Raw genomic sequence first — 22492 nt, forward strand, 5'->3', positions numbered from 1 at the left:
GTCGGGAGAAGAAGAAAAATGGGATTGTTGAGCCTTGCCATCTGGACGCCGATCTTCTTCGGTGTCGTGCTGTTGGCCCTGGGGCGCGACGAGCAGGCCCGCGCGGTGCGCTGGGTCGCGCTGGTCGGTGCCGTCGTCAGCCTGCTGGTCACGCTGCCGCTGTACAGCGGTTTTGCGATCGATACCTCTGCCATGCAGTTCGTCGAGAAGGCGGCCTGGATCGACCGCTTCAACGTGAACTATCACCTGGGCGTGGATGGCATCTCGCTGTGGTTCGTGCTGCTGACGGCCTTCATCACGGTCATCGTGGTGATCGCCGGCTGGGAGGCCATCACCTCCCGCGTGAACCAGTACATGGGCGCATTCCTGATCCTGTCGGGCCTCATGATCGGCGTGTTCTCGGCGCTGGACGGCCTGCTGTTCTACGTGTTCTTCGAGGCCACGCTGATCCCGATGTACCTGATCATCGGCATCTGGGGCGGGCCCAACAAGATCTATGCGGCCTTCAAATTCTTCCTGTACACGCTGCTGGGCTCGCTGCTGCTGCTGATCGGCCTGATCTACCTGTACGTGCACTCGGGCGGCAGCTTCGACATCCAGACCTGGCACAAGCTGCCGCTGTCCGGCACGGCGCAGACCCTGCTGTTCTTCGCGTTCTTCGCGGCGTTCGCGGTCAAGGTGCCGATGTGGCCGGTGCACACCTGGTTGCCCGACGTGCACGTCGAGGCCCCTACCGGTGGCTCGGCCGTGCTGGCCGCCATCATGCTGAAGCTGGGCGCCTATGGCTTCCTGCGCTTTTCCATGCCGATCGCGCCCGATGCCGCGCGCGAATGGGCCTGGCTCATGATCGCGCTGTCGCTGATCGCCGTGATCTACGTGGGCCTGGTCGCCATGGTGCAGCAGGACATGAAGAAGCTGGTGGCCTATTCGTCGGTGGCCCACATGGGTTTCGTGACCCTGGGCTTCTTCATCTTCAACGACCTGGGCGTGTCGGGCGGCCTGGTGCAGATGATCGCGCACGGCTTCGTGTCCGGCGCCATGTTCCTGTGCATCGGCGTGCTGTACGACCGCGTGCACTCGCGTGAGATCGCCAGCTACGGCGGCGTGGTCAACACCATGCCCAAGTTCGCGGCCTTCGCGCTGCTCTTCGCGATGGCCAACTGCGGCCTGCCGGGCACGGCCGGTTTCGTCGGCGAGTGGATGGTGATCCTGGGCGCGGTCAAGGCCAACTTCTGGCTCGGCGGTGCGGCCGCCACGGCGCTGATCTTCGGCGCGGCCTACACGCTGTGGATGTTCAAGCGCGTCTACCTGGGCCCGGTGGCCAACGACGACGTGAAGGCGCTGCAAGACATCAACAGTCGCGAATTCCTGATGCTGGCCTTGCTGGCGATCGCCGTGCTGGCCATGGGCATCTATCCCAAGCCATTCACCGATGTGATGGACGTGTCGGTGGCCGACCTGCTCAAGCATGTCGCTGCATCCAAGCTGAACTGAGCGGCCCCAACGAGAAGATATCGAGAAGATATGGACAAAGTCAGCTGGATCACCGTCTACCCCGAAGTCGTGCTGCTGGTCATGGCCTGCGTGATCGCGCTCGTCGATCTGTCGGTCAAGAGCCCGCGCCGCACCGGCACCTATGTGCTGACCTTGCTGTCGCTGGGCGTCGTCGCCGTGCTGCAAGGCCTGTACGCCACGGGCAACACCACGCTCTACGGCTTCAACAACATGGTCGTCAGCGACCCCATGGGCAACTGGCTCAAGTGCTTCGCCACCATCTCCGTGATGGTGACCCTGGTCTACGCGCGCCCGTATTCGGGCGACCGCGGCATGCTGCGCGGCGGCGAGCTGTTCACGCTGTCCATGTTCGCTCTGCTGGGCATGTCGGTCATGATCTCGGGCAACAACTTCCTCGTGATCTACATGGGGCTGGAGTTGCTGACGCTGTCCAGCTACGCGCTGGTCGCGCTGCGCCGCGACAACGCGGTGGCGAGCGAGGCAGCCATGAAGTATTTCGTACTCGGCGCGCTGGCCTCGGGCTTCCTGCTGTACGGCCTGTCCATGCTGTACGGCGCAACCGGCTCGCTGGACCTGACGCAGGTCTTCGAGGCGGCCGCTTCGGGGCAGGTCAAGCACCAGGTGTTGGTGTTCGGCCTGGTGTTCATCGTCGCCGGCCTGGCCTTCAAGCTCGGCGTCGTGCCGTTCCACATGTGGGTGCCCGACGTCTACCACGGCGCGCCTACGGCCATCACGCTGATGATCGCCGGCGCACCCAAGCTGGCTGCGTTCGCGATCGTCATCCGCCTGCTGGTCGAGGGCCTGCTGCCGCTGGCGTTCGACTGGCAGCAGATGCTTGCCGTCCTGGCCATCGCCTCGCTGCTGATCGGCAACCTGGCCGCCATCGTGCAGAGCAACCTCAAGCGCATGCTGGCCTATTCCACGATCTCGCAGATGGGCTTCGTGCTGCTGGGCCTGCTGTCGGGTGTCGTGAACGGCAACACGCTGTCGGCCGCCAACGCCTACAGCTCGGCCATGTTCTATGTCGTGACCTATGTGCTGACCACGTTGGCCAGCTTCGGCGTGCTGCTGCTGCTGGCGCGCGAAGGCTTCGAAAGCGACGAAGTCACCGACCTGGCTGGCTTGAACCAGCGCAGCCCGTTGTACGCGGCTGTCATGGGCATCTGCATGTTCTCGCTGGCCGGCATTCCGCCCATGGTCGGCTTCTACGCCAAGCTGTCGGTGCTGCAGGCGCTCGTGGCATCCGGCGAGGCCCTGTATGTGGCGCTGGCCGTGTTCGCGGTCGTGATGTCGCTGATCGGTGCCTTCTACTACCTGCGCGTGGTCAAGGTCATGTACTTCGACGCGCCGATCACGGCCACGACGGTCTCGGCACCGCTGGACGTGCGCGCCGTGCTGTCGGTCAACGGGGCGCTGGTGCTGCTGCTCGGCATCGTTCCCGGCGGTCTGATGGCCTTGTGCGCACAGGCCATCGTGCTGACGCTGGGCACCTGAGCGCGTGGCGCCAACGGCGGCGGTCTGGCTGGTGATCCTGGCAGCGGTGGTCGCTGCCAACCTGCCGTTCCTGACCCAGCGTCTGGTCCTGTTCATCCGGCTCGCGGCGCCCAAGTCGCTGGGGCTGCGGCTGCTGGAACTGGTGCTGTATTACTTCCTCGTGGGTGGCCTGGGCCTGCTGCTGGAGCGCAACCTGGGGCGCATCGCGCCGCAGGGCTGGGAGTTCTACGCGATCACGGCGGCGCTGTTCGTCACGCTGGCGTTCCCGGGTTTCGTCTGGCGCTATCTCGTCAAGCACAGGCATTGAGATGAACTCCGACCGCGACCTCATCGAACACACGACGCACCGCGAGGAACTGCTGCACGGCCGCTTCCTACACGTGCTGCGCGACACCGTGCGCCTGCCCGATGGCGGCAGTGACACGCGCGAATACGTGGTGCACCCCGGCGCCGTCATGGTCGTGCCGCTGCTGGACGATGGCCGCCTGGTGCTGGAGCGCCAGTACCGCCACCCCATGGGCCGCGTGATGGTCGAGTTCCCGGCCGGCAAGCTCGATGCCGGCGAGGACACCTGGACCTGCGGCCGGCGCGAGCTGCTCGAAGAGACCGGCTACACGGCCCGCGAGTGGGCGCGTGCCGGTGTGCTGCACCCCGTCATCTCGTACTCCACCGAATTCATCGAGATCTGGTTCGCGCGCGGGCTCACGCTGCAGCAGCGCCAGCTGGACGAAGGCGAGTTCCTGGAGGTCTTCAGCGCCAGCGTGGACGATCTGCTGCGCTGGTGCCGCGACGGCACCGTCACCGACGCCAAGACGCTGAGCGCCGCGCTGTGGCTGCAGAATCTGCGCTCCGGCGACTGGGCATTGAACTGGCAGCCAAACCCGGATCCCACTGCAGCCGGATAATCCGTGCCATGAAAGTCCTGGATCTGGCGTGCGCCCATGGCCACAGCTTCGAAGGCTGGTTCGGTTCGGAAGACGACTTCCAGTCGCAACTGGCACGTGGCCTCGTGGAGTGCCCGATGTGCGGCGACGTGACGGTGGTGAAGAAGCTGTCCGCCCCGCGTCTGAACCTGGGCGCCGCGCCCGAGGCCAAGCCGGCCACGGCGACGCGCGAAGTCGCGAGCGTGCCGAACGACACGCAACTGCAGGCCGCCTGGATGAAGATGGTGCGCCATGTCATGGCCAACACCGAAGACGTGGGCGGCCAATTCGCCGAAGAGGCCCGTCGCATCCATTACGGCGAAGCGGACGAGCGCAACATCCGCGGCCAGGCCTCGCGTGAGGAAACCGAGGCTCTGCTGGAAGAGGGCATCGCGGTGATGCCTCTTCCAATCCCCAAGGCCCTGAAGGGCCCTATCCAGTAAGCCGATCTCAGGGGTACAGGCCGCGCAGTTCGCGCGTGTGCAGGATGCGCTGGCAGGCCACGATGAAGGTGGCGGTGCGCAGGCTGACCTTGTGTTGCTCGGCCACCTGCCAGACACCGGCGAAGGCCTGCTGCATCACGCGCACCAGGCGCTTGTTGATCTCGTCCTCGTCCCAGAAGAACGACGAGAAGTCCTGCACCCACTCGAAATAGCTGACCGTCACGCCACCGGCATTGGCGATCACGTCGGGCAGCACCAGAACATTGCGCTCGTGCAGGATGTCGTCCGCCTCGGGCGTGGTCGGGCCGTTTGCGCCCTCGATCACCATGCGGGCCTGGATGCGGTGCGCATTGGCCTTCGTGATCTGCTGCTCCAGCGCGGCGGGGATCATGATGTCGCAGGGCACGTCCCAGAACTTCTCGGCGTCCATGACTTCGGCATGCTCGAAGCCTGCGACGGTGCCCTTCTCGACCACGTGCTTGAGCAGCGAGGGCACGTCCAGCCCGGCTTCGCGGTAGATGGCGCCACCGTGGTCCTGCACCGCCACCACGCGGGCGCCGGCTTCGGCAAACAGCTTGCCAGCCACGCCGCCCACGTTGCCGAAGCCCTGCACGGCGACGCGCGCCGTGGAGATGTCCAGCCCGATGTTGCGCGCCGCTTCCGCGCCCACCGTGAACACGCCGCGGCCCGTGGCCTCGCGCCGGCCCAGCGAGCCGCCCAGGTCCACCGGCTTGCCGGTGACCACGCCCGTCGCGGTCGCGCCCTGGTTCATGGAGTAGGTGTCCATCATCCAGGCCATGATCTGCTCGTTGGTGTTGACGTCCGGTGCCGGGATGTCCTTGTTCGGGCCGATGATGATGCCGATCTCGCTGGTGTAGCGGCGCGTCATGCGCTCCAGCTCACCGCGCGACAGCGTCTTGGGGTCCACGCGGATGCCGCCCTTGGCACCGCCGTAGGGCACGTTCACGGCCGCGTTCTTGATCGACATCCAGGCCGAGAGCGCCATGACTTCGGACAGCGTCACGTCCTGGTGGAAGCGCACGCCGCCCTTGCCCGGGCCGCGCGAGGTGTTGTGCTGCACGCGGTAGCCCTCGAAGTGGGCGACGCGGCCGTCGTCCATGTGGATCGGCACGTCCACGACCAGGATGCGCTTGGGGCGCTTGAGCGTCTCCACCCAGCGCGCCAGGTTGCCCAGGTAAGGCTCGACCCGGTCGACTTGCTGCAGGAAGATGCCCCAGGGGCCGAGATGGTCAGCCTGCAGGTACGAGGGCAGGGGGTGGGCGGTGGGCGCGGGAAGCGACGAAGGGGCAGACATGTCTGGGCTCCTGTTGTTGAGGTGCGCCGAGCTTAGAGGTGCCCACCCCCGCTTGTCCAAGCCTGCCGAGGGCTCAGGTGCGGTCTATGCACATAAGGCATAACGCACCAAAGTGCCGTGTGTACTACTGCGTGAACTGCATCGCAGCCAGCCGCGCGTAAGTCCCACCCGCCGCTACCAGTGCTGCGTGCGTGCCTTGCTCGACGATGCGGCCCTGCTCCAGCACGACGATGCGGTCGGCCTGCTGCACGGTGGCCAGCCGGTGTGCGATGACCAGCGTGGTGCGGCCCTGCATGGCCGATTCGAGGGCCGCCTGCACCATGCGTTCGCTCTCGGCGTCCAGCGCGCTCGTGGCTTCATCCAGCAGCAGCAGCGGTGCGTTCTTGAGCATGGCGCGCGCGATCGCGATGCGCTGGCGCTGGCCGCCCGACAGGCGCACGCCGCGCTCGCCCAGGAAGCTGTCATAGCCCTGGGGCAGGGCGCTGATGAAGTCGTGCGCGAACGCGGCGCGCGCGGCGGCCTCGACCTCGGCATCGCTGGCCTCGGGCCGGCCGTAGCGGATGTTCTCGCGCGCGCTGGTGGAGAACAGCACCGGGTCCTGCGGCACCAGGCCGATGCGCTCGCGCAGGTCGGCCAGCGCCAGGTCGCGCGTGGGCACGCCGTCCAGCAGGATCTGCCCGCTCCCCTGGTCGTAAAAGCGCAGCAGCAGCTGGAACACCGTGCTCTTGCCGGCGCCGCTGGCGCCCACCAGCGCCACGGTCTCGCCCGGCGCCACGTCCAGGCTGAAGTCGCTCAGCGCGGCCTGCCCGGGCCGCGAGGGATAGTGGAAGCCCAGCGCCTGGATCTGCACGCGGCTGCCCGCCGTGCGCGCAGGCGCCTGCACGGGTTGCGCCGGCGAGCTGATGGGCGAGCGGTTGTGCAGCAGCTCCATGAGCCGCTCGCTGGCACCGGCGGCGCGCAGCAGGTCGCCGTAGATCTCGCCCAGCACGGCGGTGGCGCTGGCCAGGATGATCACGTAGACGATGGTCTGGCTCAGGTGGCCCGCCGTGATGTCGCCGCGCATGACGGCCTGCGTGCCCTGAAAGAGGCCCCACAGCAGCGCGGCCGAGGTCGCGATGATGATGAAGGCCACCAGCACCGCGCGCGCCTTGGTGCGCCGCACGGCGGTGTGGAAGGCGCTCTGCGTCGAGGCCGAGAAGCGCGTCGCCTCGCGGCCCTCGGCCGCGTAGCTCTGCACGACCGGGATGGCATTGAGCACCTCGGCGGCGATGGCACTCGAATCGGCCACGCGGTCCTGGCTCGCACGCGACAGCTTGCGCACGCGCCGGCCGAACCAGACGCTGGGCAGCACCACCAGCACCAGGATGCCCAGCACCTGCGTCATCACATACGGGTTCGTCCAGACCAGCATGCCCAGCGCGCCCACGCCCATGACCAGGTTGCGCAGGCCCATGCTCAGCGAGGAGCCGACCACCGTCTGCACCAGCGTTGTGTCGCCCGTCAGCCGCGACAGCACCTCGCCGGTCTGCGTGGTCTCGAAGAACTCGGGGCTTTGCTGCACGACATGGGCGTAGACCGCGTTGCGCAGGTCGGCCGTCACGCGCTCGCCGAGCCAGCTCACGACATAGAAGCGCCCGGCCGAGAACAGGCCCAGCGCCGCCGCCACGGCGAACAGCTCGAAGAAGTGCGTGCGCAATTGCATCAGCCGCGAGCCGGCGTCCATGTTCGCGTCGCCGCGGATCAGCCCGTTGTCGATGAGGCTGCGCAGCGCCAGCGGGAACGCCAGCGTCGCGGCGGCCGCCAACACGAGGAAAAGCACTGCCAGCGCGATGCGCCCGCGGTAGGGCCGCAGGAACGGCAACAGCCCGCGCAGCGATTGCGGCGAGCCCTTGGCAGGCTCGGCCGGAGAAACGGAGGAAGACATGGGCCGAGAGTGTAGTGGGGCTCTCGCAGGCGTTTGCCTGCGCAATCAAAGACTTGACAATATTTGCCTAGACAATTAAATTGCGCCCCATGAACGAGAGCATTGCCACTGCCAACCGCCCGAATTGCGGCGCGCCGCCAGCCACGTTTTACTCGGCCGAGGACTACAACCCGGCCGACAGCGTGGGCTATCTGATGCGGCGCATTCTTTCGGCCGTGGCCGCGGCGGTAGAGCGCGAATTGGCCTCCACCGGCCTGACGCATGCGCAGTGGATTCCGCTGTTCAAGATGCATGTGAACGCTGGCGCCACGGTGGCCGAATTGGCGCGCCAGTGCGAGATGGATGCGGGTTCGATGACGCGCCTGCTCGACCGGCTGGAGGCCAAGGGCCTGTGCCGCCGCGAGCGCTCGTCCGAAGACCGCCGGGTCGTGAACCTGGCGCTGACACCGCAGGGCCGCGAAGTGGCCGAGCAGATCCCGGGCGCGCTGAGCCGCGTGCAGAACGCCTACCTGGCCGGCTTCGAGCGCGACGAGTGGTTGCTGCTCAAGAGCTTCCTCGGCCGCATCCTCGACAACGCGCAGCCGCTTGGCTGTGCCGAAAAGAAATCATGAACAACGGTTCGAAGATCCCCATGCGCCGCCTGGGCGCCGCAGCCGCCGCAGCCGTCGCCGCTGGCGCCGCGCTGCTGCTGACGGCCTGCGCCAACCCGGCCGGCATCGCGCCGCAATCCAGCCTGCGCGAGGCCGCCTCACTCGGCGTCGTGGCCACGGTCGATGCCCAGCCCGCCGTCGCGCCAGACTGGTGGCGCGCGTTCGGCGATGCGCGGCTCGACCGCCTCGTCGACCAGGCCCTGGCGGGCAGCCCCAACCTGCGCCTGGCCCAGGCCCGCTTGTCGCGCGCCAACGCCGTGAGCGAGGTGGCCGACGCAGCCCTGTTGCCGCAGCTGGGCTTCGGGGCCGACCTGACGCGCCAGCGCTACACCGAGAACGGTGCCGTGCCCGCGCCGTTGGCCGGCTCCGTGCGCGAGACCGGCACGCTGCAGCTGTCCAGCAGCTGGGAGATCGATTTCTTCGGCAAGAACCGCGCGGCGCTCGAGGCGGCCATCGGCAGCGTGCGCGCGGCCGAGGCCGACGTGCAGGCCGCCCGCACCTTGCTGGCCAGCCAGGTCGTGCGCAACTGGCTGCAGCTCAGCCGCCTGCAGGACCAGCTGACGGTAGCCGAGCGCGCGCTGGCCCAGCGCGACGAGCAACTGCGCCTGGTGCGCGACCGCGTGGACGCCGGCCTGGACACCCGGCTGGAGCTGCGCCAGGCCGAAGGCGGCCTGCCCGAGACGCGCCAGCAGATCGAAGCCCTGCGCGAGCAGATGGCACTGGCCCGCAACGCGCTGGCCGCGCTCGTCGCGCGCCCGTTGGCCGAGCTGGACCTGGGCGCGCCCACGCTGGCCGCGCTGCGTGCGCCGGCCTTGCCCCAGGTGTTGCCGGCCGACCTGCTGGGCCGCCGTGCCGATGTGCTGGCCGCGCGCTGGCGTGTCGAGGCATCGGGCCAGGACGTGCGCTCGGCGCGCGCGCAGTTCTATCCCAACATCAACCTGAACGCGTTCGCCGGCCTGTCCAGCATCGGGCTGTCCAACCTGCTGCAAGCCGGCAGCCTGCAGTGGGGCATCGGCCCAGCATTGCGCCTGCCGATCTTCGACGCCGGCCGCCTGCGCGCCAACCTGCAGGTCAGGACGGCCGACCTCGACGCGGCCGTCGAGAGCTACAACGCCGCGGTCGTCGACGCCGTGCGCGAGGTCGCCGACCAGCTCGCATCCGCCCAGGCCATCACCGCGCAGCAGCGCGAGCAGCGCGCCGCGCAAGAGGCGGCCGAGGGCGCTTACGACATCGCCGTGCAGCGCTATCGCGCGGGCCTGGGCAACTACCTGAACGTGCTGAGCGCCGAGTCCTTCGTGCTGACGCAGCGCCGCCAGCAGGTCGATCTGGCAGCCCGCGCGCTCGACGTGCAGGCGCAGCTCGCGCGTGCATTGGGCGGCGGCGCCGTGGCCGACGCCGCGCCGTTCGCCAGCCTGGGCCGTTGAGCCCCACCGATCACACCCGTCACCGAACCGAGTCACGCCATGAGCACCGAAACCGCACCCACCCCCGCCCCCGAAACCGCATCGCCCAAGCGCAGGAAAGCTCTCACGGCGATCGCCGCCGTGGTCGTCGTCGGCGGCCTGGGCCTGGCCGCCTACGAATGGCTGGTCGCCAGCCACTACGAGAACACCGACAACGCCTACGTGCAGGGCAACGTGATCCAGATCACGCCGCAGATCGGCGGCACGGTCATGGCCATCCTGGCCGACGACACCGACTTCGTGAAGGCCGGCCAGCCGCTGGTCAAGCTCGACCCGGCCGATGCGCGCGTGGCGCTGGAGCAGGCCGAGGCCAACCTCGCGCAGGCCGTGCGCCAGGTGCGCACGCTGTACGCCAACAACGGCACGCTGGCGGCCCAGGTCGCGCTGCGCGATGCCGACGTGGTGCGCGCGCGCACCGAGATCGGCCGCACGCAGAGCGAGGTGGCGCGCGCCAACGACGACCTGAACCGGCGCCAGGCCTTGTCCGGCAACGGCGCCGTGTCGCGTGAGGAACTCAACCACGCGCAGACCACGCTGGCCAACGCCAAGAGCGCGCTGGCCGCGGCCCAGGCCGGCGTCGTCGCAGCCCAGGCCGGCGTGTCGGCCGCCAAGGAGCAGCTCTCCAGCAACCAGGCCATGACCGATGGCACGAGCATCGAGCAGCACCCCAGCGTGCAGGCCGCCGCGGCCAAGGTGCGCGAGGCCTACCTCGCCACCCAGCGCGCGACCTTGCCGGCGCCGGTCGACGGCTACATCGCGCGCCGCACCGTGCAGCTGGGCCAGCGCGTGGCCGCCGGCACGCCCATGATGTCCGTCGTGCCGCTGAGCCAGGTCTGGGTCGACGCCAACTTCAAGGAAGTGCAGCTGCGCAACATCCGCATCGGCCAGCCCGTGCACCTGACGGCCGACGTCTACGGCAAGAAGGTCGAATACAAGGGCCATGTCGCCGGCCTGGGCGTGGGCACGGGCGCGGCCTTCGCGCTGCTGCCCGCGCAAAACGCCACCGGCAACTGGATCAAGGTGGTGCAGCGCGTGCCCGTGCGCGTGGCGCTGGACGCCGACCAGCTCGGCAGCAACCCGCTGCGCGTGGGCCTGTCGATGGACGTGACGGTGGACGTGACGCACAAGGAGGGCAAGTCGCTGGCCGACGCGCCACGCAGCGCGCCGCTGTCTGCCACGGCGGTCTACGCCTCCGACGAAAGCGGGGCCGACGCCCAGGTGCGCCGCGTGATCGCGGCCAACGTGGGCCGCAACGCGGCACGCGTGCCGGCGGCGGCGGCGTCCGCGGCCTCGGTGCCGCTGGCGCAGGCGCACAGCGCCACGCAGACCGCGCAGCTGCATTGATTTCGCACTGACCCGCCACTGAGCTTCGCGCATGTCTTCCCCTGCCACGCCCTACGTCGCGCCGGCCCCGCTCGAGGGCGCGGCCCGCACCTGGGGCACGATCGCGCTGTCGGCCGCGACCTTCATGAACGTGCTGGACACGTCGATCGCCAACGTGTCGCTGCCTGCCATCGCCGGCGACCTGGGCGTCAGCCCCAACCAGGGCACCTGGGTCATCACCAGCTTCGCCGTGGCCAACGCCATCGCCGTGCCGCTCACGGGCTGGCTGTCGCAGCGCTTCGGCCAGGTCAGGTTGTTCGTGGGCAGCGTGCTGCTGTTCGTGCTCGCGTCCTGGCTGTGCGGCCTGGCGCCCAGCATGTCCACGCTGATCGCGCTGCGCGCGCTGCAGGGCTTCGTGGCCGGGCCGATGATCCCGCTGTCGCAGTCGCTGCTGCTGGCCAGCTACCCGCGCGCGCTGGCCGGCACGGCCATGGCCATGTGGGCGATGACCACGCTGGTCGCGCCCGTCATGGGGCCGCTGCTCGGCGGCTGGATCACCGACAACATCTCGTGGCCCTGGATCTTCTACATCAACATCCCCGTGGGCCTGCTGGCCGCGTTCGGCGCCTGGCGCATCTACGCCAGCCGCGAGAGCGTGGTGCGCAAGCTGCCGATCGACGCCATGGGCCTGGCGCTGCTGGTGGTGTGGATCGGCTCGCTGCAGATGATGCTGGACCTGGGCAAGGAGCACGACTGGTTCCACTCTAGCCTGATCGTCGGCCTGGCCGTGGTCTTCGTCATCGCGTTCGCCGTATTCCTGGTCTGGGAGCTGACCGAGAAGCACCCGGTCGTCGACCTCACGCTGTTCAAGCGCCGCAATTTCTGGACCGGCACGCTTGCCACCTCGGTGGCCTACGGCCTGTTCTTCGGCAACGTGGTGCTGATGCCGCTGTGGCTGCAGCAGTTCATGGGCTACACCGCCACAGACGCCGGCATGGTCACGGCGCCCGTTGGCCTGCTGGCGCTGATCTTCTCGCCCATCGTCGGCAAGACCATCACCAAGGTGGACCCGCGCCGCTACGTCACGTTCGCGTTTCTGGTGTTCGGGCTGGTGCTGTGGATGCGCTCGCACTTCAGCACGCAGGCCGACATGCTGACCATCCTGATCCCCACGCTGGTGCAGGGCCTGGCGATGGCGTTCTTCTTCATCCCGCTGACCACGATCACGCTGTCGGGCATCGCGCCCGAGCGCATCCCCGCTGCCTCGGGCCTGTCGAACTTCGCGCGCATCACGGCCGGTGCCATGGGCACGTCGATCGCAACCACGGTGTGGGAGAGCCGGGCCGCGCTGCACCATGCACAGTTGTCCGAGTCCGTGCAGTTCGGCAGCGCCGCCACGCAAAGCGCACTACAGGTTTACCAGGCCGCTGGCATGACGGCCGAGCAGGCGCTGGCGCAGATCAACCGCCTCGTGGACCAGCAGGCCTTCATGCTCGCTGCCAACGACGTGTTCTATGCGTCCGCGGCGCTGTTCATGCTGTTGATTCCGCTGGTCTGGCTGACGCGGCCGCAGGCCCCCGCGGCAGGGGCTGCGGACGCGGCGGCCGGCGCGCATTGACGGGCCTGGTCAGGGCTTTCCGTCAGTTTCACGTCAAGCTTGCCCGCGGGGCGACAGTGCCTGCGCAGGTTGCCTGAAAATGAGGCAATTTCGCAGTGCAGCATAGGCGTAATCACTAGTGGTTGCGCCCCATCCGCAACCGTACATTCGCCGCAGCGTACCGCCACCCGGCGGTGCTTGAACCCAACGGCTGGATGCGGAAGGCGCGGACAAATTGGCGGACATCATTCTGCAAACCAGTGACCTCACCAAAGAGTTCAAAGGCTTCACGGCCGTCAGCAAGGTCAACCTGGCGGTGCAGCGCGGCACGATCCACGCACTGATCGGCCCCAACGGCGCAGGCAAGACCACCTGCTTCAACCTGCTGACCAAGTTCCTCGAGCCCACCACGGGCACGATCACCTTCAACGGCCACGACATCACGCGCGAGCGGCCGGCGCAGATCGCGCGGCGCGGCGTGATCCGCTCGTTCCAGATCTCCGCGGTGTTCCCGCACCTGAGCCTCATGGAGAACGTGCGGCTGGGGCTGCAGCGCAAGCTCGGCGTGTCCTACCACTTCTGGAAGAGCGAGCGCACGCTGGAGAGCCTGAACGAGCGCGCACTCGCGCTGCTGGACCAGGTGGGCCTGACCGACGTGGCGCACGAGATCACCGTGAACCTGCCCTACGGCCGCAAGCGCGCGCTGGAGATCGCCACCACGCTGGCCATGGAGCCCGAGCTCATGCTGCTGGACGAGCCCACGCAGGGCATGGGCCACGAGGACGTGGACCGCGTCGCGCAACTCATCAAGAAGGTCTCGCAAGGCCGCACCATCCTGATGGTCGAACACAACATGGGCGTGGTCTCCACCATCGCCGACACCATCACCGTGCTGCAGCGCGGCGCCGTGCTGGCCGAAGGGCCGTACGCCGAGGTCTCGCGCAACCGCCAGGTCATGGAGGCCTACATGGGCACGACCGACGGTCAGTTGCAGGGAGCGCATTGAATGACCCCCACGCTCCTCACTTCGTGTAGTTCGCTGCCCCCCGAGGGGGCGCGTGCCTCCCTTGGGGCGGCCCGGCGGGAGGCACATTGATGGCTACCCCCGCACTCGAAATCAAGGGCCTGCAAGCCTGGTACGGCGAATCGCATGTGCTGCACGGTGTCGACATGGTCGTGCAGCCCGGCGAGGTCGTCACGCTGCTGGGCCGCAACGGCGCCGGCCGCACCACCACCATGCGCGCCGTGCTCGGCCTCACGGGCCGCCGCGAAGGCTCGGTGCGCATCAACGGCACCGAAACGGTGGGCATGGCCACGCACCGCATCGCGCACCTGGGCGTGGGCTATTGCCCCGAAGAGCGTGGCATCTTCGCCAGCCTCTCGTGCGAGGAAAACCTGCTGCTGCCGCCCGCGCTCAAAGGCATGGGCGCCGGCATGTCGATCGACGAGATCTACACGATGTTCCCCAACCTCGCCGAGCGCCGCAACAGCCAGGGCACGCGCCTGTCGGGCGGCGAGCAGCAGATGCTGGCCGTCGCCCGCATCCTGCGCACCGGCGCCAAGCTGCTGCTGCTCGACGAGATCTCCGAAGGCCTGGCGCCGGTCATCGTGCAGGCACTGGCCCGCATGATCACCATGCTGCGCGGCAAGGGCTACACCATCGTGATGGTGGAGCAGAACTTCCGCTTCGCCGCGCCGCTGGCCGACCGCTTCTACGTGATGGAGCACGGCCGCATGGTCGAGCACTTCGCGGCCGCAGAACTCGAACAGAAGATGCCGGTGCTCAACGAGCTGCTGGGCGTCTGACGCCTTTCCCTTGACCGCAACCCCCCAGGAGTCCTCCATGACACGTCAACTGACCACGCTCGCCCTGATGCTGGCTGCCGCAGGTTTCGCCACGCAGGCCACCGCCCAGGAGAAGGTCAAGATCGGCCTGATCACCGACATGTCCAGCCTGTACGCCGACGTCGAGGGCAAGAACGGCGCGCTCGCGATCCAGATGGCCATCGACGACTTCGGCGGGAAGGCGCTGGGCCAGCCCATCGAGCTCATGAGCGCGGACCACCAGAACAAGGCCGACATCGCCGCCAGCAAGGCCCGCGAGTGGATCGACACGGCTGGCGTGACCATGGTGTTCGGCGGCACGAATTCCGGCACCGCGCTGGCCATGGCCAAGGTGGCGCAGGAGAAGAAGCGCGTCTACTTCAACAACGGCGCGGCCACCTCGGCATTGACCAACGACCAGTGCACGCCCTACACCGTGCACTACGCCTACGACACGGTCGCGCTGGCCAAGGGCACTGGCGCTGCAGTGGTCGATGCCGGCGGCAAGAGCTGGTTCTTCCTGACGGCCGACTATGCCTTCGGCCACGCGCTCGAGGCTGACACCAGCCGCGTCATCAAGGAAAAGGGCGGCACCGTGGTCGGCGCCGTGCGCACGCCGCTGAACGCATCGGACTTCTCGTCCTTCCTGCTGCAGGCCCAGAACTCCAAGGCGCAGATCCTGGGCCTGGCCAACGCCGGTGGCGACACCATCAACTCGATCAAGGCCGCGCGCGAGTTCGGCATCAACAAAACCATGAAGACAGCCGGCCTGCTGGTCTTCCTGTCCGACATTCACAGTCTGGGCCTGCGCAACACCGAAGGCCTGCTGCACACCACCAGCTGGTACTGGGACCTGAACGACAAGACGCGTGCCTTCTCCAAGCAGTTCTTCGACAAGACCAAGCGCATGCCCACCGACGTGCAGGCCGCCGACTACTCGGCCACCATGACCTACCTGAAGGCCGTCGAAGCCGCCAAGACCACCGACGCCGACAAGGTCATGGCCCAGCTCAAGAGCATGAAGATCGACGACTTCTTCGGCAAGGGCCAGATCCGCGCCGATGGCCGCTACGTGCACGACATGTACCTGGTCGAGGTCAAGGCCCAGAAGGACTCCACCAAGCCCTGGGACTACCTGAAGGTCGTCAAGACCCTGCCAGGCGACCAGGTCTTCACCACCAAGGCCGAGAGCAAGTGCGCGCTGTGGAAGTAGCACGCGCCTGATTCAAGAGTTTTGTCCCCTGTTATCGAGATTGCCATGACACGTATGTTCCGCCTTTCCGCCCTGACCATCGCCGCCTTCCTCGCCGCGGGTGCCGCGCAAGCCCAGGACAAGGTCCGTATCGGCTTCATCACCGACATGTCCAGCCTGTACGCCGACGTGGACGGCAAGGGTGGCGCCACGGCGATCCAGATGGCGATCGACGACTTCGGTGGCAAGGTCAACGGCATGCCGATCGAGCTGCTGTCGGCCGACCACCAGAACAAGGCCGACATCGCCGCCTCCAAGGCCCGCGAGTGGATCGACACGCAGAACCTGTCCATGCTGGTGGGCGGCACCAGCTCCGGCGCGGCATTGGCCATGGCCAAGGTGGCGCAGGAGAAGAAGCGCGTCTACATGGTCAACGGCGCCGGCAGCTCGGCGCTGACCAACGAGCAGTGCAGCCCCTACACCGTGCACTACGCCTACGACACCGTCGCGCTGGCCAAGGGCACGGGCGGCGCCGTGGTCGCGCAGGGCGGCAAGAGCTGGTACTTCCTGACCGCCGACTACGCCTTCGGCGCGGCGCTGGAAGCCGACACCACCCGCGTCGTGCAGGGCAAGGGCGGTACGGTGGCCGGCAGCGTCAAGCACCCGCTGAACGCATCCGATTTCTCGTCCTTCCTGCTGCAGGCGCAGAACAGCAAGGCACAGATCCTGGGCCTGGCCAATGCAGGTGGCGACTTCATCAGCGCCGTCAAGGCCGCGCGTGAATTCGGCATCAACAAGAGCATGAAGATGGCCGGCCTGCTGGTGTTCGTGACCGATGTGCACAGCCTGGGCCTGAAGAACACCGAAGGCCTGCTGCTCACCACCAGCTGGGACTGGAACCTGGACGACGCCAGCCGCGCCTTCGGCAAGAAGTTCTTCGACAAGGTCAAGCGCATGCCGACGGACATCCAGGCCGCCGACTACTCCGCCACCATGACCTACCTGAAGGCCGTGCAGGCGACCAAGACGCTGGACGCCGACAAGATCATGGAATACATCAAGAAGACGCCGATCGACGACTTCTACGCCAAGGGCGTGGTGCGCCCCGACGGCCGCTTCGTGCACGACATGTACCTCATGCAGGTCAAGTCGCCAGCCGAGTCCAAGCAGCCCTGGGACTACTACAAGGTCGTGACCAAGCTCAAGGGCGACGAGGTCTACACGACCAAGGCCGAGAGCAAGTGCGCGCTGTGGAAGTGAGCTCGCGCATGGTCAAGCCCGCCCTGGTGCTGGCGCTGGCCGCCGCGCTGGCCGTCGGCGCCCAGGCCCAGCAGCCCGACAAGGTGCGCATCGGCTTCATCACCGACATGTCGAGCAACTACTCGGACGGCGAGGGCAAGAACGGCGCGCTGGCGATCCAGATGGCCATCGACGACTTCGGCGGCCAGGTCAATGGCCTGCCCATCGAGCTGCTGACGCTGGACCACCAGCACAAGCCCGACCTCGCAGCCACCAAGGCGCGCGAGTGGATCGACACGCAAAACCTGTCCATGCTGTTCGGCGGCACCAACTCCAGCGTGGCGCTGGCGCTCGCCAAGGTGGCGCAGGACAAGAAGCGCGTGTACTTCGTGAACGGCGCCGGCACTTCGGCGCTGACCAACGAGCAGTGCAGCCCCTACACCGTGCACTACGCTTACGACTCTGTGGCGGTGGCGCGCGGCACCAGCGGCGCCGTGGCCGCGCAGGGCGGCAAGACCTGGGCATTCCTGACGGCCGACTACGCTTTCGGCACGGCCATGGAGGCCGATGCCACCAAGGTCATCATGAAGTCCGGCGGCCAGGTGATCGCCAGCGTCAAGCACCCGCTCAACGCGTCCGACTTCTCGTCCTTCCTGCTGCAGGCGCAGAACTCCAAGGCGCAGATCCTAGGCCTGGCCAACGCGGGCGGCGACCTGATCAATTCGGTCAAGGCGATCCGCGAGTTCGGCGTGAACAAGAACATGAAGACGGCCGCCATGCTGATCTTCCTGAGCGACGTCCACAGTTTGGGCCTGAAGAACACCGAGGGCCTGCTGCTGACCACGAGCTGGGACTGGAACCTGAACGAGGCCAGCCGCGCGTTCGGCCACAAGTTCTTCGCCAAGACGCGCCGCATGCCCACCGACCTGCAGGCCGCCGACTACTCGGCCACCATGACCTACCTGAAGGCCGTGCAGGCTGCCAGGACGGTCGATGCCGACGCGGTGATGGCGCAGATCAAGAAGACGCCGATCGACGACTTCTACGCCAAGGGCAGCGTGCGCGCCGACGGCCGCTACGTGCACGACATGTACCTCATGCAGGTCAAGTCGCCGGCCGAATCCAAGGAGCCCTGGGACTACCTGAAGGTCGTCTCCAAGCTCAAGGGCGAGGACCTGTTCACAACCAAGGCCGAGTCGCGCTGCGCGCTGTGGAAATGACCTCCTGCCCGGTAACGCCATGACGATTTCCATGCCCGCCTTGCTGAGCCAGCTCCTCCTGGGGCTGGTCAACGGCTCGTTCTACGCCATCCTGAGCCTGGGGCTGGCCGTGATCTTCGGCCTGCTCAACGTCATCAACTTCGCGCACGGCGCGCTGTTCATGATGGGGGCCATCGTCACCTGGATGGCGATGAACTACTTCGAGGTCAACTACTGGGTCATGCTGATCGCAGCGCCCCTGCTGGTCGGCCTGTTCGGCGTGCTGATCGAGCGGCTGCTGCTGCGCTGGATCTACAAGCTCGACCACCTCTATGGCCTGCTGCTCACGCTGGGGCTCACGCTGCTGATCGAGGGCGCGTTCCGCTCGGTCTACGGCGTCTCCGGCCTGTCCTACGACACGCCCGAGCTGCTGACCGGCGCCAGCGACATGGGCTTCATGATGCTGCCCAACTACCGGGCCTGGGTGGTCGTGGCCTCGCTGGTGATCTGCTTCGCCACCTGGTTCGTGATCGAGAAGACGCGGCTGGGCGCCTACCTGCGTGCCGGCACCGAGAACCCGCGCCTGGTCGAGGCCTTCGGCGTCAACGTGCCGCTCATGATCACGCTGACCTATGCCTTCGGCTGCGCGCTGGCCGCGTTCGCCGGCGTGCTGGCCGCGCCGGTGATCCAGGTCTCGCCGCTGATGGGGCAGAACCTCATCATCGTGGTGTTCGCCGTGGTCGTGATCGGCGGCATGGGTTCCATCATGGGCGCCATCCTGACCGGCCTGGGCCTGGGCGTGATCGAGGGGCTGACCAAGGTGTTCTATCCCGAGGCCTCGTCCACGGTGGTGTTCGTGATCATGGCCATCGTGCTGCTCATCCGCCCTGCGGGCCTGTTCGGGAAAGAAAAATGAGCAAGAGTTCCTGGGGCTACGGCCTGCTGCTGCTGGCGCTGATCGCGGCCCCGTTCGTGGGCGCATACCCGGTGTTCATGATGAAGCTGCTGTGCTTCGCCCTGTTCGCCTCGGCCTTCAACCTGCTGCTGGGCTACACCGGCCTGCTGTCCTTCGGCCACGCGGCCTTCCTGGGCGGCTCGGCCTACATCGCCGGCTATGCCATCAAGACGCTGGGCCTCACGCCCGAGCTGGGCCTGCTCGCCGGCACGCTGACGGGCGCCTTCCTGGGCTGGGTGTTCGGCATCTTCGCCATCCGCCGGCAAGGCATCTATTTCGCGATGATCACGCTGGCGCTCGCGCAGATGGTGTTCTTCGTGGCGCTGCAGGCCAAGTTCACGGGCGGCGAGGACGGCATGCAGGGCATCCCGCGCGGCGCGCTGTTCGGGGTGATCTCGCTGGCCGATGACCTGACCATGTACTACGTGACGCTGGCGATCACGGTGGCCGCCTTTGCGCTCATCGTGCGCACCATCCACTCGCCGTTCGGACAGGTGCTCAAGGGCATCAAGGAAAACGAGCCGCGCGCGATCTCGCTGGGCTACGACACGCATCGCTTCAAGCTGCTGGCCTTCGTGCTGTCGGCCGCTCTGGCCGGCCTGGCCGGTTCGCTCAAGACGCTGGTGCTGGGCTTCGCCACGCTGACCGACGTGCACTGGACCTCGTCCGGCGGGGTGATCCTGATGACGCTGGTCGGCGGCCTGGGCACCTTGTCCGGCCCGCTGGTGGGCTCGGCCGTGGTCGTGCTGCTGGAGAACAAGATCGGCGAATTCGGCAACGGCCTGGCCGCACTGACCGGCGTCGAGTGGTTCCGCACGCTGGGTGAGTCGGTGACCATGGTCACCGGCCTGATCTTCGTGGTCTGCGTGCTCGCTTTCCGGCGCGGCATCATGGGCGAGATCATCGCGCTGCTCCAGCGCGTCAGGAAGACCTGACCCGCGACCGGCCCCTGCCACGGGGCCGGTCTGCGTTGCGCTTCAGGCGGGCACCACCGCCTCACCCAGGTTCAGCATCAGCCGGTTGGCCCAGGCGAAGATGGCCACGGCATGCACCAGGTCCAGCAACTCCAGGCCCGACAGGCCGGCAGCGCGCAGCGGCTGCAGTTGTGCGGCGCCGAACGCTGCCGGTGACACCGTCAGGTCGATGGACGCCTGCACGATGGCCCGCTCGCGCGCCGTCGTGCCTGCGCCCCGTGGCTCGGTGAACACCTGGGCGATCACGTCGTTGCGCTTGGCCAGCTGCTCGAAGCGCTGGGCATGCACCGCACAGCAGTACACGCAGCCGTTCACGCGCGAGACCACGGCGCTGGCCAGTTCGCGCTCGGCGCGCGACAGGCCGCCCGGTGCGTACATGATGGCGTTGAAGACGATGGAGCGCTGCTCCAGGATCTCGGGCTGCTGCACCAGCGTCAGGTAGTAGTCGCTGCTCTTGGCCTTGGGGTGGCTGGTCTCCAGGATCTTGAGCTGCAACGGGCTGGCCTGGGCCAGGTCCAGCACCGGCAGCCAGGCCTTCCAGTCCAGGCTCTCGCTGGTGTAGCCGTTGATGCGCAGCGGCTCGCCGGGCTCGGGCAGATTGGCCGGGTGCACGAACGGGGCGTCGCCGGCCGCAGGGGGCGCCACCGCCGCCTGCGCATCACCCAGCGCTGCGATGGCCTGCAGGCCGGCCACCACGCGCAGCTGGTAGGCGGTGAAGGCGATCAGCTGCGCCAGGGCGATGACGGCCGGCGTGTCCAGGCCGGCCGCGGGCAGGCGCAGCAGGGCGTCGCGGTCGCCTTCGACCGGGCGCTCGGCCAGCAGGCGCGCATAGGCCAGGATCGCGTCCAGCCGTGCATCGCCCGTTGCCGGCGCACCGGCCAGCGCCGCCTGCTCGCCCGGCGTGAGGCCATCGAGCGACAGCAGCCGCGCGCGGTAGTGGGCCTGCAGCGCCTGGCTGCCGGCCAGCTCCACGATGGCCAGCGCGGCCAGCAAACGCTCGGCCAGCGACAGGCCGGGCAGGGCCGGGTCGAACAAGCCGTCATAGCTGCCCTGCGTGGCGCTGACCACCTTGTCGCGCTGGTGGCGCAGGGCGTGCGTCGCACTGTCGGGTGCCAGGGGCACGAGCTGGTCGATCAGGTCGCGGGAAGGGGTGGTCATGGCGAGGTCCTCAGGTGCTGGGTGGCCTGTTGCAGGAAGTCGCGCACGGCCGACCACGAGGCTTCGTCGGCGTGCGCGTTCGGGGCCGGCGCGCCGCCCGTGGTGCTCAGCCGGCCGGAGACCGGGTGCGCGTACACGAGCTGCGTCGTCGGCACGGTGGGAAAGACGATGGAATGCCCGGCGCCTTCGAAATCCAGATGCCGGACGGGCCAGGCATGGCGATGGGCGGCCAGCCGTTCGGCCACCATGCGGCCATACAGGCTGGACGGCCAGGAGCCGTCGTCGCTGGCCGAGAGCAGCAGCACCGGCCCGCGGATGCGCTCCACCCGGATGCGCGCGCGCTCCACGGCGTCCGCATCCTGCAGCGCCGTCAGCAGCGCGTGGGCATGGCGGCGCGGCTCGGGGCCGTGGTCCCAGGGCGCCCAGGTCGCCGTGCGGTTGTGCTCCCACAGGTGCGGCAACGGCTCACCGCGCAAGATCCAGGCCGGGCCGTTGCGGCTGTCCGGGCCGTTGGCCGGGTTGCAGGCGTTCTGCGCGCTGTGCACCACGGCGCCCGGCACATAGCCGATCACGGCCGAGACCAGCTCCGGGAACAGCGAGGCCAGCAGCAGCACCAGCTCGCCGCCGCGCGACTGGCCCGACAGCGCGACGAAGCCGCCCAGGGGGCGGACCTCGCCGTGCAGCCACTGCAGCGCGCTCTCGAAGTACTCGAGGTGGGTGTCCGAGATGTGGTCGGGCCGGCCAGGCGACTTGAAATAGCCCAGCGCCAGCGCCGCATAGCCGTGCGAGGCGTAGAGCGCTGCGCGCGGCTCGTTGATGCCACCGCCCGAGCCGTTCAGCACCATCACGGCCGGGTGCGGGCCCGCGCCCGCCGGCAGGAAGAGCGTGCCCGAGAGCCCCTGCGCGCGCACCTCGCGCCGCGTCACGCCGGGACCGGCCAGGCGCTGCACCAAGCTGGCCTGCCAGACGCCGCCATCGGCGCGGCGCAGGGTCAGCGTCGTATGCAGCGGCGCGGCCGGTTCGGCGGCGAACACCTCGCGCGGCGCACCCGGCGTCTGCGGCGCCTGCGCCCACAGCAGGCCCATGGGCGCCACGCCCGTGTAGCTGCCCGCGAGCGGCGCATCGCGCGTCAGGTCGACCGTGCCATCGGCATCGGCGCGCAGCCGCACCTCGGCCGTCCAGGCGATGCCCGGGCCACGCACCGTGTGGCTGGCGAGCAGGACTTCCTCGCCGGGCACCAGCCCTTCGGCCGCTATGCGGCGCGGCACGTCGATCAGCGCGTCGGCCGGCGTGGCATGCAGCAT

General features: G+C 68.1%; 20 protein-coding genes. 16 read left to right on the forward strand and 4 right to left on the reverse strand.

The features are described from left to right. The first annotated feature begins 18 nt into the window (after positions 1–18). The 5 genes from ASF43_RS00825 to ASF43_RS00845 are packed head-to-tail and all read left to right on the forward strand — an operon-like array spanning position 19 to position 4375. The gene (locus ASF43_RS00825) at positions 19–1494 is read left to right on the forward strand and encodes an NADH-quinone oxidoreductase subunit M (protein ID WP_056175351.1); all 1476 of its coding nucleotides are present in this window, start codon (positions 19–21) and stop codon (positions 1492–1494) included. 30 nt (positions 1495–1524) lie between these two features. Next, the gene (nuoN, locus tag ASF43_RS00830) at positions 1525–3009 is read left to right on the forward strand and encodes an NADH-quinone oxidoreductase subunit NuoN (RefSeq protein ID WP_056175354.1); all 1485 of its coding nucleotides are present in this window, start codon (positions 1525–1527) and stop codon (positions 3007–3009) included. Between the two features lie 4 nt (positions 3010–3013). Further along, positions 3014–3316, forward strand: a complete 303-nt coding sequence (locus ASF43_RS00835) for a DUF2818 family protein (protein WP_056175357.1) — start codon at positions 3014–3016, stop codon at positions 3314–3316. 1 nt (position 3317) lies between these two features. Then, positions 3318–3914, forward strand: a complete 597-nt coding sequence (locus tag ASF43_RS00840; RefSeq protein ID WP_056175360.1) for an NUDIX domain-containing protein — start codon at positions 3318–3320, stop codon at positions 3912–3914. An 8-nt stretch (positions 3915–3922) separates the two neighbouring features. Beyond that, positions 3923–4375 (forward strand): DUF1178 family protein, encoded by a 453-nt coding sequence (locus ASF43_RS00845; protein WP_056175363.1) that lies wholly within the window; start codon positions 3923–3925, stop codon positions 4373–4375. Between the two features lie 7 nt (positions 4376–4382). Here the strand turns inward: ASF43_RS00845 and ASF43_RS00850 are convergent, their stop codons facing one another. Both ASF43_RS00850 and ASF43_RS00855 read right to left on the reverse strand, forming a co-directional pair. Further along, complete coding sequence (locus ASF43_RS00850; protein ID WP_056175367.1) at positions 4383–5690, reverse strand: Glu/Leu/Phe/Val dehydrogenase; 1308 nt, start codon at positions 5688–5690, stop codon at positions 4383–4385. Between the two features lie 124 nt (positions 5691–5814). After that, positions 5815–7614 carry an ABC transporter transmembrane domain-containing protein gene (locus tag ASF43_RS00855; RefSeq protein ID WP_056175370.1) on the reverse strand — a complete coding sequence of 600 codons (1800 nt, stop codon included), beginning with the start codon at positions 7612–7614 and terminating at the stop codon, positions 5815–5817. 89 nt (positions 7615–7703) lie between these two features. On the opposite strand from ASF43_RS00855, the gene ASF43_RS00860 reads away from it, so the two are divergent. The 11 genes from ASF43_RS00860 (at position 7704) to ASF43_RS00910 (ending at position 19991) form a co-directional block, all read left to right on the forward strand. After that, positions 7704–8225: a MarR family winged helix-turn-helix transcriptional regulator gene (locus tag ASF43_RS00860; RefSeq protein WP_056175374.1), complete on the forward strand. Its 522-nt coding sequence runs from the start codon at positions 7704–7706 to the stop codon at positions 8223–8225. Then, complete coding sequence (locus tag ASF43_RS00865) at positions 8222–9688, forward strand: efflux transporter outer membrane subunit (protein ID WP_056175377.1); 1467 nt, start codon at positions 8222–8224, stop codon at positions 9686–9688. Before ASF43_RS00860 ends, ASF43_RS00865 begins: the two co-directional genes overlap by 4 nt. A gap of 39 nt (positions 9689–9727) precedes the next feature. After that, the gene (locus ASF43_RS00870) at positions 9728–11071 is read left to right on the forward strand and encodes an efflux RND transporter periplasmic adaptor subunit (protein WP_056175381.1); all 1344 of its coding nucleotides are present in this window, start codon (positions 9728–9730) and stop codon (positions 11069–11071) included. A gap of 31 nt (positions 11072–11102) precedes the next feature. After that, positions 11103–12668: a DHA2 family efflux MFS transporter permease subunit gene (locus tag ASF43_RS00875; protein WP_056175383.1), complete on the forward strand. Its 1566-nt coding sequence runs from the start codon at positions 11103–11105 to the stop codon at positions 12666–12668. 214 nt (positions 12669–12882) lie between these two features. Further along, positions 12883–13653 (forward strand): ABC transporter ATP-binding protein, encoded by a 771-nt coding sequence (locus ASF43_RS00880; RefSeq protein ID WP_056175387.1) that lies wholly within the window; start codon positions 12883–12885, stop codon positions 13651–13653. Between the two features lie 89 nt (positions 13654–13742). Beyond that, complete coding sequence (locus ASF43_RS00885; RefSeq protein WP_056175391.1) at positions 13743–14453, forward strand: ABC transporter ATP-binding protein; 711 nt, start codon at positions 13743–13745, stop codon at positions 14451–14453. 37 nt (positions 14454–14490) lie between these two features. After that, positions 14491–15684, forward strand: a complete 1194-nt coding sequence (locus ASF43_RS00890; protein WP_056175394.1) for an ABC transporter substrate-binding protein — start codon at positions 14491–14493, stop codon at positions 15682–15684. Positions 15685–15729: 45 nt separating this feature from the next. Then, positions 15730–16923, forward strand: a complete 1194-nt coding sequence (locus tag ASF43_RS00895) for an ABC transporter substrate-binding protein (RefSeq protein ID WP_056175396.1) — start codon at positions 15730–15732, stop codon at positions 16921–16923. An 8-nt stretch (positions 16924–16931) separates the two neighbouring features. Further along, positions 16932–18122: an ABC transporter substrate-binding protein gene (locus tag ASF43_RS00900; RefSeq protein ID WP_056177951.1), complete on the forward strand. Its 1191-nt coding sequence runs from the start codon at positions 16932–16934 to the stop codon at positions 18120–18122. 19 nt (positions 18123–18141) lie between these two features. Continuing rightward, positions 18142–19017, forward strand: coding sequence for a branched-chain amino acid ABC transporter permease (locus ASF43_RS00905; RefSeq protein WP_056175401.1), 876 nt, complete (start codon positions 18142–18144; stop codon positions 19015–19017). Next, on the forward strand, positions 19014–19991 hold the full coding sequence (locus tag ASF43_RS00910; protein ID WP_056175402.1) for a branched-chain amino acid ABC transporter permease: 978 nt from the start codon (positions 19014–19016) through the stop codon (positions 19989–19991). The genes ASF43_RS00905 and ASF43_RS00910 overlap by 4 nt, the downstream gene beginning before the upstream one ends. Positions 19992–20033: 42 nt before the next feature. On the opposite strand, the gene ASF43_RS31300 is transcribed toward ASF43_RS00910, so the two are convergent. Then, the gene (locus ASF43_RS31300) at positions 20034–21188 is read right to left on the reverse strand and encodes a peroxidase-related enzyme (protein WP_200932400.1); all 1155 of its coding nucleotides are present in this window, start codon (positions 21186–21188) and stop codon (positions 20034–20036) included. Next, on the reverse strand, positions 21185–22492 hold the full coding sequence (locus tag ASF43_RS31305) for an acyl-CoA thioesterase/bile acid-CoA:amino acid N-acyltransferase family protein (protein ID WP_056175405.1): 1308 nt from the start codon (positions 22490–22492) through the stop codon (positions 21185–21187). Before ASF43_RS31305 ends, ASF43_RS31300 begins: the two co-directional genes overlap by 4 nt.

The sequence above is a fragment of the Pseudorhodoferax sp. Leaf267 genome (genome assembly GCF_001422405.1).
GTDB lineage: Bacteria > Pseudomonadota > Gammaproteobacteria > Burkholderiales > Burkholderiaceae_C > Pseudorhodoferax.

What these genes read in the sequence shown, in the direction of transcription:
- ASF43_RS00825 (WP_056175351.1), top strand. Translation starts at nt 19, where the DNA reads ATGGGATTGTTGAGCCTTGCCATCTGGACGCCGATCTTCTTCGGTGTC.
- nuoN (WP_056175354.1), top strand. Translation starts at nt 1,525, where the DNA reads ATGGACAAAGTCAGCTGGATCACCGTCTACCCCGAAGTCGTGCTGCTG.
- ASF43_RS00840 (WP_056175360.1), top strand. Translation starts at nt 3,318, where the DNA reads ATGAACTCCGACCGCGACCTCATCGAACACACGACGCACCGCGAGGAA.
- ASF43_RS00845 (WP_056175363.1), top strand. Translation starts at nt 3,923, where the DNA reads ATGAAAGTCCTGGATCTGGCGTGCGCCCATGGCCACAGCTTCGAAGGC.
- ASF43_RS00850 (WP_056175367.1), bottom strand. Translation starts at nt 5,690, where the DNA reads ATGTCTGCCCCTTCGTCGCTTCCCGCGCCCACCGCCCACCCCCTGCCC.
- ASF43_RS00855 (WP_056175370.1), bottom strand. Translation starts at nt 7,614, where the DNA reads ATGTCTTCCTCCGTTTCTCCGGCCGAGCCTGCCAAGGGCTCGCCGCAA.
- ASF43_RS00860 (WP_056175374.1), top strand. Translation starts at nt 7,704, where the DNA reads ATGAACGAGAGCATTGCCACTGCCAACCGCCCGAATTGCGGCGCGCCG.
- ASF43_RS00865 (WP_056175377.1), top strand. Translation starts at nt 8,222, where the DNA reads ATGAACAACGGTTCGAAGATCCCCATGCGCCGCCTGGGCGCCGCAGCC.
- ASF43_RS00870 (WP_056175381.1), top strand. Translation starts at nt 9,728, where the DNA reads ATGAGCACCGAAACCGCACCCACCCCCGCCCCCGAAACCGCATCGCCC.
- ASF43_RS00875 (WP_056175383.1), top strand. Translation starts at nt 11,103, where the DNA reads ATGTCTTCCCCTGCCACGCCCTACGTCGCGCCGGCCCCGCTCGAGGGC.
- ASF43_RS00885 (WP_056175391.1), top strand. Translation starts at nt 13,743, where the DNA reads ATGGCTACCCCCGCACTCGAAATCAAGGGCCTGCAAGCCTGGTACGGC.
- ASF43_RS00890 (WP_056175394.1), top strand. Translation starts at nt 14,491, where the DNA reads ATGACACGTCAACTGACCACGCTCGCCCTGATGCTGGCTGCCGCAGGT.
- ASF43_RS00895 (WP_056175396.1), top strand. Translation starts at nt 15,730, where the DNA reads ATGACACGTATGTTCCGCCTTTCCGCCCTGACCATCGCCGCCTTCCTC.
- ASF43_RS00900 (WP_056177951.1), top strand. Translation starts at nt 16,932, where the DNA reads ATGGTCAAGCCCGCCCTGGTGCTGGCGCTGGCCGCCGCGCTGGCCGTC.
- ASF43_RS00905 (WP_056175401.1), top strand. Translation starts at nt 18,142, where the DNA reads ATGACGATTTCCATGCCCGCCTTGCTGAGCCAGCTCCTCCTGGGGCTG.
- ASF43_RS00910 (WP_056175402.1), top strand. Translation starts at nt 19,014, where the DNA reads ATGAGCAAGAGTTCCTGGGGCTACGGCCTGCTGCTGCTGGCGCTGATC.
- ASF43_RS31300 (WP_200932400.1), bottom strand. Translation starts at nt 21,188, where the DNA reads ATGACCACCCCTTCCCGCGACCTGATCGACCAGCTCGTGCCCCTGGCA.
- ASF43_RS31305 (WP_056175405.1), bottom strand. Translation starts at nt 22,492, where the DNA reads ATGCTGCATGCCACGCCGGCCGACGCGCTGATCGACGTGCCGCGCCGC.